Source organism: Gordonia sp. LMA167 (assembly GCF_058130025.1).
In genome coordinates, this window is the sequence record NZ_CM176708.1 from 6,391,310 (window position 1) to 6,407,552 (window position 16,243).

Here is a 16,243-nt window from a genome sequence, read left to right on the forward strand (position 1 = left end):
CGACATTACCTCTTTTTCTTACGCTCATTCACGCGCATAGGACAGTACTTCCCCACGGGCGCCACCCATCCAGACGTCGTTGCAGGCCTCGGCAAACTCCGACAAACCGTCCACGATGGTGCCGAAGACATTTCCGGGAACCCAGCCGACATCGCCGTTGACCAGCAGATTGTTGCGCCCGTAGAACACCGCGAGATCGATCAGCAACTGATGTTCGCCCGGCGCGGAACCCGATTCGTACCCGTAGGCCGGGTTTGTCAACACCCCATCGAATGTGAAATAGCACAAATCGCCGGGAATCGGCGTGACAGTGCTGTTTTCGGCCCCGGGCTCATGCGGCGCGAAGGCCGGAAGTAACGTATAGATCTCATTTCGGGCAAATTTTCCGTGGTACACCTGCCCGCCCAGCGGCAAGGCATCCCATACGGCCGCAGCAGTCCTGGGCGCTTCGTCGTCGAGGAGGCGCGCCACCGCCTTGACACCGCGTTGGGCGAGGCTGACGGAGATGTACCGGTCGGTCATCGAGATCCTTTCGCAATATTTTCGAGGGTGGCGAACGGGGCCGCGGCCTCGTAGGCGGCGGCGACGCGTAGAACCAGATCATCGTTGTGGCGGGCCGCGACGAACTGAACGCCGGTGGGCATCCCTTGCGCCGTCTCCCCACCGGCGAACCCGCTCGGCACGGTGATCGCCGGCTGCCCGGTCAGATTGAAGGGGTAGGAATAGGGAGTCCACGACGTCCAGTCCGAACTCGCTGATCCTGCCGGAACATCTACGCCCGCTTCGAAAGCCACTGTCGGTAGAGTCGGCGTGACGAGTACGTCGAACTGCTCGTGCAGTCGTCCCATCTCGACGCCCATCGACATCCGGAGCGCTGTGGCGTCCAGATAGTCCGCGGCGGAGAAGTCATGATGTCGCTGCAAGGCTTGGGCCAAGCCGCGATCGACCTTCTCGATCGCTCCCGGACCCTGTGCCCGAACAACCGCGTCGGCACCACTGAACCACAGAATGTGATAAGCCCAGACCGGGTCCTGCCAGCCGATGTCCACCGTGCTCACCTCGGCACCGAGCGAACCCAAGATCTCGACCGCAGCATCGGTGTTGCGTTGCACGCCTGGGTCGTTCGTTCCATAACCGAGATCGGGACTGTACGCGATCCGGACTCCGGCAAGATCTTTCGGAGCTTCGGCAAGTGAGGCCGCCGCGGAGGCCGTGGGTGTCGGCATGGCCCACCAGTCACGGGAGTCGAAGCCGGACAACACATCGAGCATCACCGCACAGTCGGTGACCGTGCGGGTCATCGGTCCGGCATGCGCGAGCGTCCCGAACGGACTGGCCGGATAGAGCGGCACCCGGCCGAACGTCGGCTTGAAACCGACGATCCCGCAAAACGATGCGGGGATACGAATCGAGCCGCCACCGTCGGTGCCGACCGACAGCGGGCCCAGCCCGGCCGCGACGGCCGCCGCACTGCCGCCGCTCGATCCGCCGGATGTCCGTTCGGTGTTCCACGGATTGCGGGTGACACCGCACCGCAGGCTGTCGGTGACCCCTTTCCACCCGAACTCCGGAGTGGTGACCTTGCCGAGCAGGACCGCACCGGCCTCGCGGAGCCGCGCAACCGCCGGCGCATCGACAGCCCACTCGTCGTCGTCGGAATGGATCAACTCCGATCCGCGCAGCGTGGGCCAGCCTTTGGTCAGAAACAGGTCTTTGATGCTGACGGGAACCCCGTCGAGTGGACCGCGGGTTCTCCCGGAGGCATAGCGCTCGGCCGACGCGCGCGCATCACTCAGTGCCGCATCGGTGTCCACCAGGCAATACGCGTTGATCGCCGGGTTGTCGGCCGAGATCGCGTCGAGGATCTCGGAGGTGACGGTGGTCGGTGACAGTGCTCCGGAGGTGTAGCCGGCCACCAGTTCGGCGGCGCTACACCAGCGTGCGGTCGTGTGCATGGGTTCCTTCGGCAAAGCGGCGAGATGTTGGTAGATTGTTGACAATCTACTCGGGAGGTATGCGGGTGACAACCAGAACACCGACGGTCGCGATGCTCTATCCAGGACACGCTGCGGAGGACGACTACCCACTGGCCGAGAGCGCCCTGGGTGGTGCGGCACGTCTACCGGTGATCATCACCGACATCGAGTCCGACGATCACACCGTGGAAGCGATGCGCGCCGTCGGCACCGACGTGCCCCTGCTCGCCGGCGCACGTGAGGCACTCCGGCACGAACCGGGCGCACTGATGTGGGCATGCACCTCGGGCAGCTTCCTGTATGGCTGGGCGGGAGCCCACGAGCAGGTGGCGCGGGTCTCCGAGAGCATCGGGCTGCCGGTGTCCTCGACATCGCTGGCCTTCGCCGCCGCGTGCCACCAGTTGTCGGTGAGCTCGGTGGCGATCGCCGCCACCTATCCGGCGCCGGTCGCGGACGGCTTCACCACATTTCTCGCCGACGCGGGGATCACCGTCGTGTCCGCGTCCGCACACGACATCGCAACCGCGGGCGAAGCAGGCACGCTTGACGGCGACAACCTGTTCGAGATGGTTCGCTCGGTGAACACCGCTGACGCACAGGCGATCCTGGTCCCCGACACCGCGCTGCACACCATCGGATGGATCGAGGATCTGGAACGAGAGTTCGGCAAGCCGATCTTGACGGCCAATCAGGTCACGATCTGGCAGGGTCTACGGCTGATCGGCGTGGAGCCCGTCGTCGCGGGCATCGGCGCACTGTTCGCGTCGAGTGAGGTCGGCTCGGCACCCGCGGGACCGTAGACCACCGTCGCGTCGTTATCGCTCCGTTATCAATCGTTGCGATCTGGTCGCGGTTACTCCCGCACCCACGCCGGTCGCGGTGCAGATCAATAACGTCTGACATGTCGCATCAGGGAAGTGGCACGCTCATTTCGGCAGTCGGACGGGAGAACCACATGACGGTCCTCGATGGTCTCGCACCGGCGCAACCCGTGCCAACCGCGCCCGATGCCTCGATGGCCGAGCTTCCATACCTGCTCGCCCGGATAGCGGACGGAGACGCTGCAGCGTTCTCACGTCTCTACGATCTCACCGCGGAGCGTATCTACGGCATGGTGTTTCGTGTACTGCGGGATCCGGGTTACAGCGAGGAGACCACCCAGGAGGTGTACCTCGCGGTGTGGCGGCATGCCCGCGACTTCCGTCCCGACCGGGGGTCGGCGCTGTCGTGGCTGATCACGCAGGCCCACCGGCGCGCCGTCGATCGTGTCCGCTCCGAATCGGCCCTGACGCGCCGTACCCTCGCCAGCGGCGCCGCCGAGCTGCCCATCCGCCACGCCGACGAGGTGAGCGACATCGTCGCCGCACGCGCCGCACGCAGACTCGTGCTCGACTCGCTGGGCGATCTCACCGATCTGCAGCGGGAATCGCTGATCTTGGCCTACTACGAGGGCCTGTCCTATCGGCAGGTCTCCGAACGACTTTCGGTGCCGCTGCCGACGGTCAAATCCCGTATCCGCGACGGCCTGAAGAGGTTACGGGCGAGGTTGGACGACGCAGCGTGAACCTGATCGACGCCGTCAGAGGCTGATGGCGAGACCGACCGTCCCCGACTTACCCCTCCGCAGCAGGCTGCCCTTGACCGTCAACCACCCCAGAACGCCGTACTTGCGGATGATCAGGCCACGGGCGCGTTCGGTGCCCGCGTCGTCGAGCACGGTGGCGGTCGCCTCGACCGGGGTGCCCCTGGTCTTCTTACCGCGCGCATCGCAGGCCTGCACCACCACACGGCTGTCGCGCCGGATCCGCTTCACCTTCCATGAATCCGTCGCGGTCCACATCACCATCCGGTCACCGTCGAGGGCGGCCCACAGCGGCGTCGACACCGGAGTCCCGTCCTTGCGGAAAGTGGTGAGCTGAACGAATTTGGCCTCGGCGGCTTCGCCAAAGGCAGCGGCGGGTATGGAGTCGGTCATGCAGGTCAGGCTACGCGGGCGAACAGCGACTGCCCATCATCGCCGGACAGCGACTCGGTGACGAGGCCGGCATCGGAAAGGGTGGCCCACGCCGTGACCTGATTCGCCGACAGGATGGGCTTACCGAGTTCGGCCTCCATCAGGCCGAGGATCTCGTATGTCCAGAGATTGGTGCAGGACACGAAGATCGCATCGGCATCGGGGTGGTCCGCGGCGCGGATGAGGTCACAGGTGACCGCGTAGGGAATGGTCCAGATCTCGTGGTCACGTCCCAGTCCCGCCTGCGACACCACAGCCCGACCGGACTCGGCGAGGAAGTCGCAGAGCAGCCCGGTCAGCGCCGAGGTGTACGGCGTGGCGACCGCTATCCGTCCGATGTCCATCGCGTCCAGGGCACGAACGAGCGCCTCCGACGTGGTGACGGCTGCCGGCGCGCCGGCAGCGATCATGCAGTGCGACAGTTCCTTCGCGCCGGTCATGCCATAGACGAAACTTCCTGACGCACAGGCGTATCCGAATGCTCGCGGCCCGACGGAGCAAACGCTGCGCACCGCGGCGGCGATCTCGGCGTGATTGTTCAGATCACGGCACAGGTCGACGTCGACCGGGGCATCGATGAAACCCGTCCGAGTGAAGTACAGCGAGACCGAATCCGGCATCCACCGCCACAGTTCCCGGTCGAGCGCCATGTCGAAGGGGCACACCATCCCGATACCCACCTGTTGCTGTGGGACGCCTGCGACTTCCACCGGTTTCATGCAGGAATGATGACACATTGTCGGATTGTCAACAATCCAGGGGAGGTGACATTTGTGTTACGCAATATTCGCAGGTCAGTCACCGATTCCAAAGGCGATCACGCGCTCCGGATGCACCCGGATCAGCGCGTCGTCCATACCCGATCCGGGCGTGACGCCGCCGACGATCCGCTCGGCGCGGCCGCGTATCTCCACCATCCGTACCCGCCACGGTTTCAGCGACGCGATGTCATCGACGACGAAGGCCACGCGGTCGTTGTGCGCGAGGTTGCGGAACTTGCGGCTCTTCGTCAAATTCCAGCCGCCGATGTCGATGGTGCCCAGGTCCCGGTTGATGCGGTACCCCACGGGGTTGTTCTGCGGTGCGCCGGCACGATCGACGGTGGCGAGTCGTCCGAGCCGTTGGGTCGAGAGGTAGTCGAGGACCTCGTCGTTCATGAGTGTGGTGTCGTCCATGCACCGAACGCTAGGACCTCATGTCGACTTGAAGTCAATCGTCGCTAGCGACGTGGCGCCGACGACCGAGCCTGATCGACTCGCGGACGGATCACGCACTCTTCCGCATGGTCGTTGACGATCCCACTGGCCTGCATCAGCGCGAACATGGTGGTCGGACCGACGAACTTCCAGCCACGCTTCTTGAGATCCTTCGACAGGGCGATCGACTCGGGCGAGGTGGTCTGTGACTGGGGTTCGACAGCAGCCTGCGGCTCATACTGCCAGAAGTAGGCCGGCAACGAACCTTCCTCGTCTATCAGGTCCGCCGCGCGGCGGGCGTTGTTGATGACCGCCTCGATCTTGCCTCGGTGTCGGATGATGCCGGCATCGGTCAGCAAACGCTCGACGTCGGCCTCGCCGAAGCGGGCCACCTTCTCGATCTGGAAACCCGCGAACGCCGCTCTGAAGTTCTCCCGCTTGTTGAGGATGGTGCGCCAGCTCAGCCCGGACTGGAAGCCCTCGAGCGCAACGCGTTCGAAGAACGCATCGTCTCCCTCGAGTGGAAAACCCCATTCCTCATCGTGGTAGGTGGTTTCCGGCTCCACACCAGCCCACCCGCACCGTGTCACGCCGTCATTTCCGGTGATGACAAACGACATGCAGGCTCCTCGTGTTGATCGACATCCGCACCCTACCGCCGCCCCCCGACAGCCAGGAGGTTTCATCCACTACGAACACGGCGCGAACCCCGCCACCGACCGAGCAGCGACCAACCGCTCGTCGAGTAGCAACGAACGAGGTAAGCAGCCCAACCACTGCCCGAGCAGCGACCAACCACTGGTCGAGTAGCGACGAACGAAGCGAGCAGCCCCAACCGCTGGTCGAGTAGTGACGAACGAAGTGAGGAGCGTATCGAGACCCGGCACCTACCCTGGAGACGTGTCCGCTCACGAGTACGTCCTGAACCGGCCCGACACCTTCATCACCGACGCGCTTCGCGGTCTCCTTGCGGCCAATCCGTCGATCGCGTGGGAGCCCGATCCCGGATTCCTGTACCGCCGTGACAGGGACGACGACCCTCGCGTCGCCCTGATCTCGGGCGGAGGTTCGGGACACGAGCCGATGCATTCCGGGATGATCGGGGCAGGCATGCTCGACGCCGCATGCCCCAGTCTGGTCTTCACCTCTCCCAACGCCGTGCAGGTCGTCGGCGCGACCCGATGGGCCGACACGGGCCGCGGTGTGCTCCACATCGTCAAGAACTACACCGGCGACGTGATGAACTTCCGGATTGCTCGACACATGCTGCGCGACGAGGTCGATACCGATCATGTCCTCGTCGACGACGACGTCGCGACCGAGTCAGAATCTGGACCGGGCCGCCGGGGCACCGGCGCCACCATCATCGTCGAGAAGGTCTGTGGCGCCGCCGCGGCACGCGGTGACGAACTCGCGCGGGTTGCCGAACTCGGACGGCGAACCGCCGAGAACTCGCGCAGTTTCGCCGTCGCGTATCGGGCATGCACCATTCCGGGCGCTGCCGCCCCCACGTTCGAACTCGACACGGACGAGATGGAATTCGGCGTCGGTATCCACGGTGAGGCCGGTGAGGACCGCACCGAGGCCATCGCAGCACGCGAGCTCGTGGCGCGCATGATCGATCGCATCGTCGAGTCTCTCGGCCTGGCGGCGGACGACCACGTCATCTGCCTGGTCAACGGACTCGGATCGGCGCACCCGCTCGAGCTCTCCCTCGTGTTCGGCGAGGTCGTCACCGATCTCGATCGTCGCAGGATCACGGTCGAGCGCTCCATGGTGGGGACATTCGTGACCGCCCTGAACATGACCGGATTCTCGATCACCCTCGTCCGGTTCGATGACGAGATCCTCGAGTGCTTCGACGACGACACCACTGCGCCCGCGTGGCCCTCACACATCGGTCGCGGGCCGGCATCGGTGTCGCACATCGCGTTCGCCGAGCCACACGACAGCGCGTCCGACGGAGACGAGTCGGCGTGGCTGTCCGAGTTCGTTCGGCGCGTGACGGATTCGATCGACGAGCTGACAGCGCTCGATCAGCAGGCCGGGGACGGCGACTTCGGAGCGAACATGAAAGCGGCGCTTGCACATTTCGACCTGCCGCTGCGGGGGTCGGATGCCGAGGTGTCGACGGCGATCAGCACGTCATTCCTGGTGCGTGCCGGCGGTACATCGGGTGCGGTGTTCGGCGTTCTCTTCCGCGGGCTCGCAACAGCTTTCGCTTCGTCTGATGACTTCGGGCGGGCCTTGCGTGAAGGGACGGTGTCTGCCCTGGCCGAGATTCAGGATCTCGGAGGCGCACAGGTCGGCGACAACACCGTCGTCGATGCCCTCGGTCCCGCCGCGCAAGCGCTCTCCGATGATGAGTCGTTGTCGTCCGTGGCCGACAAGGCGGAAGGGGGCGCCGAATCCACCAGGGACACCACTGCTTCCAAGGGTCGTGCCAGCTATGTCGGCGACAATGCCCGAGGCGTCGTCGACCCGGGCGCACTGGTGATCTCGTGGCTGTACCGGGCGGCCGCGTCACGACGGTGACGCAGCGCGAACCCACTCAGACGTTCTGAACGACCTCGCGGAATGTCTCATAGGTGGACTTCAGGGTCTGCGCTGCCACCGCCGAATCGGTCATGGCTCCGGACTCACCGCACCGCCAGGTGTCCATCGAGATGTGCATGAGCGACATGTACACCGCGACGGTCACCCGCACCCGAGGATCGTCGGACGGCAGTTCCATCCGTTCGGCGACCTTGTCGGTGATGCTCCGGAACTTCTTCTCGGCGAGTTCGGTACTGCGGCCACTCACCGACGGCGCCGTCTGAATGATCCGGTTCATGGTCTCGAAACGAGCGAGATCGACAGAACCCGTCGGGCACTCACCGCAGAAGATCTGCATTTGCGCGTTGACGAGTGCCTCGAACGCATTTCCGGTACGCGGCTGCGCGTCGAGGGATGCGGCCATGGCGGCGATCATGTCTTCGATCGGCGCCAGGATGACGTCCTCTTTGGTCGCGAAGTAACGGTTGAACGTTCGCGGTGAGATGTCGGCGGCATCGGAGATCTGCTCAACCGTCGTCGCCTCGAACCCCTGCGTATCGCACAACTCCAGCGCCGCGGCGATCAGCCGATCGCGCGTCTGTTCCTTCTTGCGTTCACGGAGACCGGCCTTGACCTGGCCCGTTCGAGGTTCAACGGCAGTCACGAGCAGATTGTAACTCGTCTGACGCAGAATTTCTGCGCCTACAGCCAATTGTCTGTATCCGCATTTTGTCTCTTGACGCCTTCTGTCTGACTCTGCCATTATTTGGAGGCAGGTCTTACACACCTCTCAGGATCGAGGATCTCTTGACCACCTCCGACACTGCGATCCCACAGGATCTCCCCCACTCAGAAATCGCATCTCCACCGCCGGCAAACTCACGCCGCTGGTGGGCACTGGGCGTCATCGCCCTCGCTCAATTGATGGTGGTGCTCGACGCCAGCATCATCACCATCGCCTTGCCCTTCGCCCAGACCGACCTCGACATCTCCGACGCCAACCGTCAATGGGCACTCACCGCCTACACCTTGATGTTCGGTGGTCTGCTGCTACTGGGCGGCCGCATGGCCGACTACCTCGGCCGCCGACGGATGTTCTTGATCGGACTCGCCGGCTTCGCCGCATCCTCCGCGATGGCGGGATTCGCCTGGGACGGCATGTCGTTCTTCGCCGGTCGCGCCCTGCAAGGTGTGTTCGCGGCCATGCTCGCGCCGGCAGCACTGTCGTTGATCACCGTCACGTTCACCGAACATCGCGAGCGGGCCCGCGCCTTCGCTGTCTACGGAGCGGTGTCCGGCGGCGGTGCGGCGATCGGCTTGATCGCCGGTGGCGCGCTCACCGAGTACTTCTCGTGGCGCTGGACGCTCTTGGTGAACACCCCGATCGCCATCATCGCCGCGATCGGCGGCCTGACCCTGGTGATCCGGGACCGGCCGTCCCCGCGCACCGGCACCTATGACCTCCCGGGTGCAATCACTGTCACGCTAGGTCTCGTCAGCCTCGTGTACGCCTTCACCCGGGCGGCCGAATCCGGTTGGGGCGCAACGTCAACAATCCTGCTGTTCGCGGCCGCCGCAGCACTGCTGGTTGCCTTCGTGCTGATCGAGAGCAGAAGCGCCAGCCCGCTACTGCCGCTGCGCATCCCGGGTGAGCTGAATCGTGGCGGGGCATATCTGATCGCGTTCATCATCCCGACGGCGATGTTCGCCATGTTCCTGTTCTTGAGCTTCTACTTCCAGAACACCCTCGGCAACACGCCGCTGAAGGCGGGCGTCCTGTTCCTACCCTTCCCAGCAGCACTGATCATCTCGGCCGGAGCGGCCAGCTCGTTGCTCCCCCGGTTCGGACCACGACCGTTGATGGTGATCGGCACCGTGTCGGGGATCCTGGGTTACCTGTATCTGGCGCAACTGGACTCGAGCTCGACCTGGCTCTCACACATCCTGCCCAGCGAGCTCCTCATCGCCCTCGGAATGGGTCTGGTGTTCGTGTCCATGCAGTCCGTTGCGTTGCACCGCATCGACGAACGGGACGCCGGCGTGGCCAGCGCATTGGTGAACACATCCCAGCAGGTCGGTGGTTCGGTCGGCATCGCACTACTGAGCACGATTGTGGCGCAGGTGTTCTCCAACGACCACCGCAGCGCCATGACGGTCGACCAGGCCACCGGACAGACCGTCCCGGTGAACCCGCAAGACTTCATGTCGGCGAGCATCCACAGCTACGACGTCGCATTCTATTGCGGCGCCGGGTTCATGGGCCTCGCATTGCTGGTCATCATCGGCATGATCCGAATGGGACGACACGAGTTGGGCGACGAACCCCAGAACGCGGCCGTCGTCGCAGCCTGACGAGCCTGCGAGCGTCACCCACCCGCTCCCTGAGGAGCCTGCGAGGATGCGTCACCCACCCGCTCCCTGAGGAGCCTCCGAGCCTGCGAGGATGCGTCACGAAGGGCGCCCCTTCGTGACGGTCCTCCGCTAGCGCTCCGGACCTCCTCAGGGATCGGGGGACGTCAGCGGGCTTGCCAACGTCACCCACCGCTCCCTGAGGAGCGAGCTTGCCGACGTCCCCCACCGCTCCCTGAGGAGCGAGCTTGCGAGCGTCACGAAGGGCCCGGATCAGCCGATGACCAGCGACTCTCCGTCGGCACCGACATTCACCGGAACCACGTCGCCGTCGTGAACATCGCCGGCCAGCAACGCCCTCGCGAGTTGGTCGCCGATGGCCTGCTGCACCAGCCGCCGTAGCGGACGGGCCCCGTAGAGCGGATCGAAACCACGCTCGGCCAGCCACTCCTTGGCCTTCGGCGTCACCGCGAGCTCCAGTCGACGCTGTGCCAGACGCTTGCCCAACTGTGCCAACTGGATGTCGACGATGGAGACGAGTTCCTCCGGGCTCAGCGCGTCGAAGATCACGACGTCGTCGAGCCGGTTGATGAACTCCGGCTTGAAGGCCGCGCGCACCGCCATCATCACCTGGTCCTTGTCGCCACCCGAACCGAGGTTCGAGGTGAGGATCAGGATCGTGTTGCGGAAGTCGACCGTTCGACCCTGACCGTCGGTCAGCCGCCCCTCGTCGAGGACCTGCAGCAGCACGTCGAACACGTCCGGGTGGGCCTTCTCGACCTCGTCGAACAGCACCACCGTGTACGGACGACGGCGGACCGCCTCGGTCAGCTGGCCGCCGGACTCATAACCGACGTATCCCGGAGGTGCACCGACAAGCCTGGCGACACTGTGCTTCTCGCCGTATTCGCTCATGTCGATGCGAACCATCGCACGTTCATCGTCGAAGAGGAACTCCGCCAATGCCTTGGCGAGCTCGGTCTTACCGACGCCGGTCGGTCCGAGGAACAGGAACGAGCCCAACGGGCGGTTCGGATCGGCGACACCGGCCCGCGCCCGACGCACCGCGTCGGACACCGCCTGCACCGCCTCCTTCTGGCCGATGACCCGGTGTCCCAGTTCATCTTCCATCCGCAGCAGCTTGGCGGTCTCACCTTCGAGCATGCGTCCGGCAGGGATGCCGGTCCAGGACGACACGACCTGCGCGACGTCGTTCGGTCCGACCTCTTCCTGCAGCATCACATCCTGACCCGGATCGGTGCCGGTCTTCTCCACCGCGGCAGCCAGTTGCTTTTCCAGCCCCGGGATCTTGCCGTAGCGGAGTTCGGCAGCACGGCCGAGGTCGCTCTCGCGCTCGGCGCGATCCGCCTCACCACGAAGCCGTTCCAGCTCCTCCTTGAGGTCGCGGACCGCGTCGATGGCGGTCTTCTCCGACTGCCACCGCGCCGAGAGTTCGTTGAGCTTCTCCTTCTGGTCGGCCAGTTCGCCGCGCAGCTTCTCCAGACGTTCCTTCGACGCGTCGTCGGTCTCCTTCTGCAGGGCGACCTCTTCCACCTCGAGTCGACGCACGATGCGCTCGACCTCGTCGATCTCGACGGGGCGCGAGTCGATCTCCATCCGCAACCGCGAGGCGGCTTCGTCGACGAGATCGATGGCCTTGTCCGGCAGGAAACGCGAGGTGATGTAGCGATCCGACAGCGACGCCGCCGACACCAGCGCGGAGTCGGTGATACGCACGCCGTGGTGCACCTCGTAGCGCTCCTTCAGTCCGCGCAGGATGCCGATGGTGTCCTCCACCGACGGCTCCCCGACGTAGACCTGCTGGAAGCGCCGCTCGAGGGCGGCGTCCTTCTCGATGTGCTGGCGGTACTCGTCCAGCGTGGTGGCGCCGACGAGTCGCAGCTCACCGCGGGCGAGCATCGGCTTGATCATGTTGCCGGCGTCCATCGCGGAGTCACCGGTCGCACCGGCGCCGACGATCGTGTGCAGCTCGTCGATGAAGGTGATGACCTGTCCGGCCGATCCCTTGATCTCGTCGAGCACGGCCTTGAGGCGCTCCTCGAACTCGCCGCGGTACTTGGCACCCGCGACCATCGAACCGAGGTCGAGCGAGATGACCGTCTTGTTCCGCAGCGATTCCGGTACGTCACCGGCGATGATGCGTTGGGCCAGGCCCTCGACGATCGCCGTCTTGCCGACGCCGGGTTCACCGATGAGCACCGGGTTGTTCTTGGTGCGCCGAGACAGCACCTGGACGACACGGCGGATCTCGGTGTCCCGTCCGATGACCGGGTCGAGTTTGCCCTCACGCGCAGCCGCGGTCAGATCGGTGGAGTACTTCTCCAACGCCTGATAGGTCTGCTCGGGATCGGCGGTGGTGACGCGGGCATTGCCACGCACCGCGACGAACGCTTCGCGCAGTGCCTGCGGCGTCGCACCGACGTTGGCCAGGAGTTTGGCGGTGTCGGAATCGCCGGTCGCGAGGCCGACGAGGATGTGCTCGGTCGACACGTATTCGTCGCTGAGCTCACCGGCAAGCTGTTGAGCTGCGCTGATCGCCGCGATCGACTCGCGGGAGAGTTGCGGCTGGGCGCTGGCGCTGGCCACCGTCGGGGCGCGGTCCACCAAAGCCTGGGCCTGTGCGCGAACCGTCGACGGGTCCACCCCGACCGCCTTGAGCAGCGGCGCGGCGATGCCGTCGGACTGATCGAGCAGGGCCACCAGGATGTGAGCCGGACGCACGTCGGAATTCCCAGCACTGGCCGCCGCCTGCACGGCAGCACTCAACGCTGCCTGCGTCTTGGTGGTCGGGTTGAAGCTGTCCACTCGCGTGTACCTTTCTCTTTAGTCCAACAGACTCAAGTATGAGCCATTCGAGAGGTGCAACGCCAGTAAAGTTGAGTGCATTCCACTCAAGTCTTGCCTAGGGTGTGATGACGGTCACATTCTAGCGTCTCCAGTAACTCATTGATGCCTGCCCGCTCCCCCGAATCCGGCGCATCCACACACCGACAGGTTGGCCCGGCCGCGGCCCGGGTGTATGCCATCATCGTGTGGCAGGTGTCCGCCTGGACGGGCACGTCTGCCACACGCATCCTCAGTTCAGCGCCTTGGCGATGACGTCGGCGGCCGTTCGTCGCGCACGCTCGAGTGCGGTCGTCACGTCGAGCGCGCGGAAGTCTTCGGAGATGATCTCGACACCCCATGGGCCGCCCCATCCGATGTCGGCGAGCGCCTGGATCAGTCCGATCAGATCGAATGACCCTTCACCGCAGAACAGTCGCCGATCCCGGGTGTCCTCGAACAGGGTGCCGCGCACGGTCTCGGCCGCATCGTCGAGTTCGACGCCGAAGAGAATGTCCGAGGTGAGCGACGCCCGGAGATCGGCGATCGAGGTGCCGGCTCGGAACACATGCCAACTATCCACGAGCACACCGCAATTGGGTCGGTCCACGGCCCGCACGAGGTCGGCTGCCATCGGCACGCTGGACACCATCGAGAAGGGCATCGCTTCGATGGCCAGGCGGATTCCACGGGCGGCTGCATCGTCGGCGAGATCACGCAGGGGCGAGACGAGCGGGTCGATCGAATCCAGCGCGGTCCCGAACGCGGTGCCGATCTTGATGTGGCCGGCGCCCAGATCGGCGGCGGCCCCGAACAGCAGTGTGCGCACGTCATCGGAAGCGGCGCGTTTGTCGCCGGTCTCCCACCAGTCGGTGAGCAACTCGACCTCGACGTGCCGCAGGCCCGCGCCACGGATCGCTTCGCCGAGTGCGCCGAAGCCGGGTTCGTCGCGCAGAACACGGAGATCATCCTGAGCGATGCCGATGCCGGCCCATCCGGTGTCGGCGATTGCCTGGATGCGTTCGGCGATGGGGATCGGACTGACTTCGCTGGCCTGGAGCGGCTTGACGTTGCCGGCACTGGTCCAGCAGGTGGCGAGGAGTTCGATGGAGTTCGAGGACATGGCGTCGCTGAGCTTTCTGTGCGTGGTGGAGTCAGGCTTTCGGGATACCGATGGTCGTGCCGGTCGTCGCCGATTCAAGGGCGGCGTCGGCGAGTGCCAGCGCGAGCAGGCCGTCGTCGAAGCCGGGTGAGCACGGTTTCCCAGTACGGATGGCGGCGACAAATGCATCGAGCTCGGCACGGTAGGCGGCCGCATAGCGTTCCAGGAAGAACGGGAAGTACGGCTGCGCTTGTTCGGTGCCGGTGGCGTCGTATCGGCGCACGGTGGTCGGCGTGATGTTGCCGGCCGACAGCATGCCGGTGGCCCCGAAGGCCTCGAGTCGCTGGTCGTAGCCGAAGGTGCAGTGACGTGAGTTCATGATCGTCACGATCTCGCCGTTGCTGCCGCGCAAAGTGACTGTCGCCGAATCGAAGTCGTTGAGCTCGGCGATGTCATCGCTGAACACGTTGGCGCCGACGGCGGTGACCTCGACGATCTCCGGAACGAAGAACCGTGCGATGTCGAGGTCGTGAATCGTCATGTCGCGGAAGATGCCGCCGGACGCCTCGATGTAGCCGCGTGGTGCGGGTTCGGGATCGCGGCTGATCACGATGAGCTGTTCGAGCCGACCGATCGCACCCGAGGCCACCTGTTGCTGGATGGCGGCGAACGCCGGATCGAAGCGGCGGTTGAATCCGAGCATGATCGGTACGCCGTGCGCGAGGACCGAGTCGCGGCATTCGCGCACCGTGTTGATGTCGAGGTCGATCGGCTTCTCGCACAACACTGCCAACCCCTTGGCCGCAGCGCGTGACATGAGATCGACATGGGTGGGTGTCGGCGAGGCGATGACGACTCCGTCCAGCCCCGGCTCCGCCAGCGCGTCCTCGGGATCCTGGACTGCGCGAGCACCGGTCGCCGCGGCGAGGGCTTGTGCGCCATCGAGGAACGGGTCGGCGACGACCGCAAGTTCGACGTCCGGGTTTTCAGCGATGCTGCGGGCATGGACGTGGCCGATGCGGCCCGATCCGAACAGGGCCAGGCGCAGCTTGTCGTTCGACATGGGTGATCCTTTGCAGTGCAGGGGTGTTGGCCCCGGAGTGACGTGTGAGTTGGCGACTACAGATCGATGCCGGCGCCTCGGTCCGCCGACGACCGATAGCAGGCGTCGATGATGCGGGCCACGGTGAGCGCATCAGAAACCGGTGACACGATCGGGGCGCCGGTGCGGATGCTGTTGATCCAGCCCCGCATCTCGGTGTGGAAGTTGCTGATGTTCTCCAGTTCGGGCAGTTCGGAGAACCTGTTCGCCTCGGTCCGGGCGAACGGCGGTGTGAAGTAGCTCTGCGTCCACTCGGTCCACCCCGCCTGGTATCCCTCGCGTGCCTCGTCGACGAACACGCGCAGCCGCTGCGGGAGCACGCCGGCCTCGATCAGCCCGTTCGTGCCGTGGATCGTGATGTTTGAGCTCTCGAACCATTCCAGGCGGTCGTGGCCGTCGAAGCTGAATGTCGTGGACATGTCGGGGTAGTTCAACAGCACCGCCGCGGAGTCCTCTCGGCTGGCATCGTCGGAGAGCTTCGACGACTTGTGCACCCGCGCGTTCACCGAGTCGGGAGCGCCGAAGACGTGCACCAGCGCATCGAGCATGTGGCAGCCGAGAATCCACAACACGCCGCCCATGTCATTGGGCTGATTGAGATGCTGGGTGAGGTGCTCCCCGGCCAGCGCCGCGCCGCGCGCGGAGACGCTGACGACGTCACCGATGACGCCCTTGTCGACCAGGTCCTTGGCGCGATTGATCGATTCGGCCAGGCGCACGTTGTAGCCCACCTGCAGGACCAGGTTGGCAGGCGCCCGCAGCTCCGCGTCGCGGAGCTGCTCGAGGTCGGCAACGGTACCGCCACCCGGCTTCTCGACGACGACCGATTTGCCTGCGGCGAGCGCACGCAACGCATGGGGCACCATGTCCCGGCTCTTGGAGTGGACCATGATCGCGTCGATCTCGGTGTCGCCGAGGATGTCGTCGATCTCGCGCGCCTCGAGGTCGTACTTGTCGGTGAAGTACTTCAACCGGGAATCGTCGTCGGCGGCGGCGATCACCTCGACACCGTCGATCTCCCACAGTGCCCGCACCCGGGCCGACGCATGGGGATGAGTGATACCGAGTAGGCCTACGCGAATGGTGTCGGACACGGTGGGGTTCTCCTGTCTGGCAATGCTCTGG

At 65.2% G+C, this 16,243-nt stretch carries 15 protein-coding genes; 4 read left to right on the forward strand and 11 right to left on the reverse strand.

Features of this window, described 5'->3' with window-relative positions; genetic code table 11:
- Positions 1-24 precede the first annotated feature (24 nt).
- Both ACVT6V_RS28680 and ACVT6V_RS28685 read right to left on the reverse strand, forming a co-directional pair.
- Positions 25-522 (reverse strand): DUF3830 family protein, encoded by a 498-nt coding sequence (locus tag ACVT6V_RS28680; protein ID WP_489897441.1) that lies wholly within the window; start codon positions 520-522, stop codon positions 25-27.
- Positions 519-1,955, reverse strand: a complete 1,437-nt coding sequence (locus ACVT6V_RS28685; protein ID WP_489897442.1) for an amidase — start codon at positions 1,953-1,955, stop codon at positions 519-521. The genes ACVT6V_RS28680 and ACVT6V_RS28685 overlap by 4 nt, the downstream gene beginning before the upstream one ends.
- A gap of 59 nt (positions 1,956-2,014) precedes the next feature.
- Here ACVT6V_RS28685 and ACVT6V_RS28690 point away from each other — a divergent pair, with 59 nt between their 5' ends.
- Positions 2,015-2,776 (forward strand): maleate cis-trans isomerase family protein, encoded by a 762-nt coding sequence (locus ACVT6V_RS28690; protein WP_489897443.1) that lies wholly within the window; start codon positions 2,015-2,017, stop codon positions 2,774-2,776.
- Positions 2,777-2,931: 155 nt separating this feature from the next.
- Positions 2,932-3,540: an ECF RNA polymerase sigma factor SigK gene (gene sigK, locus ACVT6V_RS28695; RefSeq protein ID WP_489897444.1), complete on the forward strand. Its 609-nt coding sequence runs from the start codon at positions 2,932-2,934 to the stop codon at positions 3,538-3,540.
- A gap of 15 nt (positions 3,541-3,555) precedes the next feature.
- On the opposite strand, the gene ACVT6V_RS28700 is transcribed toward sigK, so the two are convergent.
- From ACVT6V_RS28700 to ACVT6V_RS28715, 4 genes are all read right to left on the reverse strand, one after another.
- Positions 3,556-3,951: a PPOX class F420-dependent oxidoreductase gene (locus tag ACVT6V_RS28700; protein ID WP_489897445.1), complete on the reverse strand. Its 396-nt coding sequence runs from the start codon at positions 3,949-3,951 to the stop codon at positions 3,556-3,558.
- Between the two features lie 5 nt (positions 3,952-3,956).
- Positions 3,957-4,709, reverse strand: coding sequence for a maleate cis-trans isomerase family protein (locus ACVT6V_RS28705; RefSeq protein ID WP_489897446.1), 753 nt, complete (start codon positions 4,707-4,709; stop codon positions 3,957-3,959).
- Between the two features lie 75 nt (positions 4,710-4,784).
- The gene (locus tag ACVT6V_RS28710; protein ID WP_489897447.1) at positions 4,785-5,165 is read right to left on the reverse strand and encodes a PPOX class F420-dependent oxidoreductase; all 381 of its coding nucleotides are present in this window, start codon (positions 5,163-5,165) and stop codon (positions 4,785-4,787) included.
- Positions 5,166-5,209: 44 nt separating this feature from the next.
- The gene (locus ACVT6V_RS28715; RefSeq protein WP_489897448.1) at positions 5,210-5,806 is read right to left on the reverse strand and encodes a DNA-3-methyladenine glycosylase I; all 597 of its coding nucleotides are present in this window, start codon (positions 5,804-5,806) and stop codon (positions 5,210-5,212) included.
- Between the two features lie 280 nt (positions 5,807-6,086).
- On the opposite strand from ACVT6V_RS28715, the gene ACVT6V_RS28720 reads away from it, so the two are divergent.
- A complete protein-coding gene (locus ACVT6V_RS28720; protein WP_489897449.1) occupies positions 6,087-7,721 on the forward strand; it encodes a dihydroxyacetone kinase family protein in 1,635 nt (544 codons plus the stop codon).
- A gap of 16 nt (positions 7,722-7,737) precedes the next feature.
- On the opposite strand, the gene ACVT6V_RS28725 is transcribed toward ACVT6V_RS28720, so the two are convergent.
- Positions 7,738-8,385: a TetR/AcrR family transcriptional regulator gene (locus tag ACVT6V_RS28725; RefSeq protein ID WP_489897450.1), complete on the reverse strand. Its 648-nt coding sequence runs from the start codon at positions 8,383-8,385 to the stop codon at positions 7,738-7,740.
- Positions 8,386-8,528: 143 nt separating this feature from the next.
- Here ACVT6V_RS28725 and ACVT6V_RS28730 point away from each other — a divergent pair, with 143 nt between their 5' ends.
- Positions 8,529-10,073, forward strand: a complete 1,545-nt coding sequence (locus tag ACVT6V_RS28730; protein ID WP_489897451.1) for an MFS transporter — start codon at positions 8,529-8,531, stop codon at positions 10,071-10,073.
- Between the two features lie 270 nt (positions 10,074-10,343).
- Here ACVT6V_RS28730 and clpB read toward each other — a convergent pair whose 3' ends face one another.
- From clpB to ACVT6V_RS28750, 4 genes are all read right to left on the reverse strand, one after another.
- Entirely contained in the window at positions 10,344-12,896 is a 2,553-nt protein-coding gene (gene clpB / locus ACVT6V_RS28735; RefSeq protein WP_489897452.1) for an ATP-dependent chaperone ClpB, read from the reverse strand.
- Between the two features lie 271 nt (positions 12,897-13,167).
- Positions 13,168-14,037, reverse strand: coding sequence for a sugar phosphate isomerase/epimerase family protein (locus ACVT6V_RS28740; protein ID WP_489897453.1), 870 nt, complete (start codon positions 14,035-14,037; stop codon positions 13,168-13,170).
- Between the two features lie 31 nt (positions 14,038-14,068).
- Positions 14,069-15,079, reverse strand: a complete 1,011-nt coding sequence (iolG, locus tag ACVT6V_RS28745) for an inositol 2-dehydrogenase (protein WP_489897454.1) — start codon at positions 15,077-15,079, stop codon at positions 14,069-14,071.
- A 56-nt stretch (positions 15,080-15,135) separates the two neighbouring features.
- Complete coding sequence (locus tag ACVT6V_RS28750; protein WP_489897455.1) at positions 15,136-16,212, reverse strand: Gfo/Idh/MocA family protein; 1,077 nt, start codon at positions 16,210-16,212, stop codon at positions 15,136-15,138.
- Positions 16,213-16,243 lie beyond the last annotated feature (31 nt).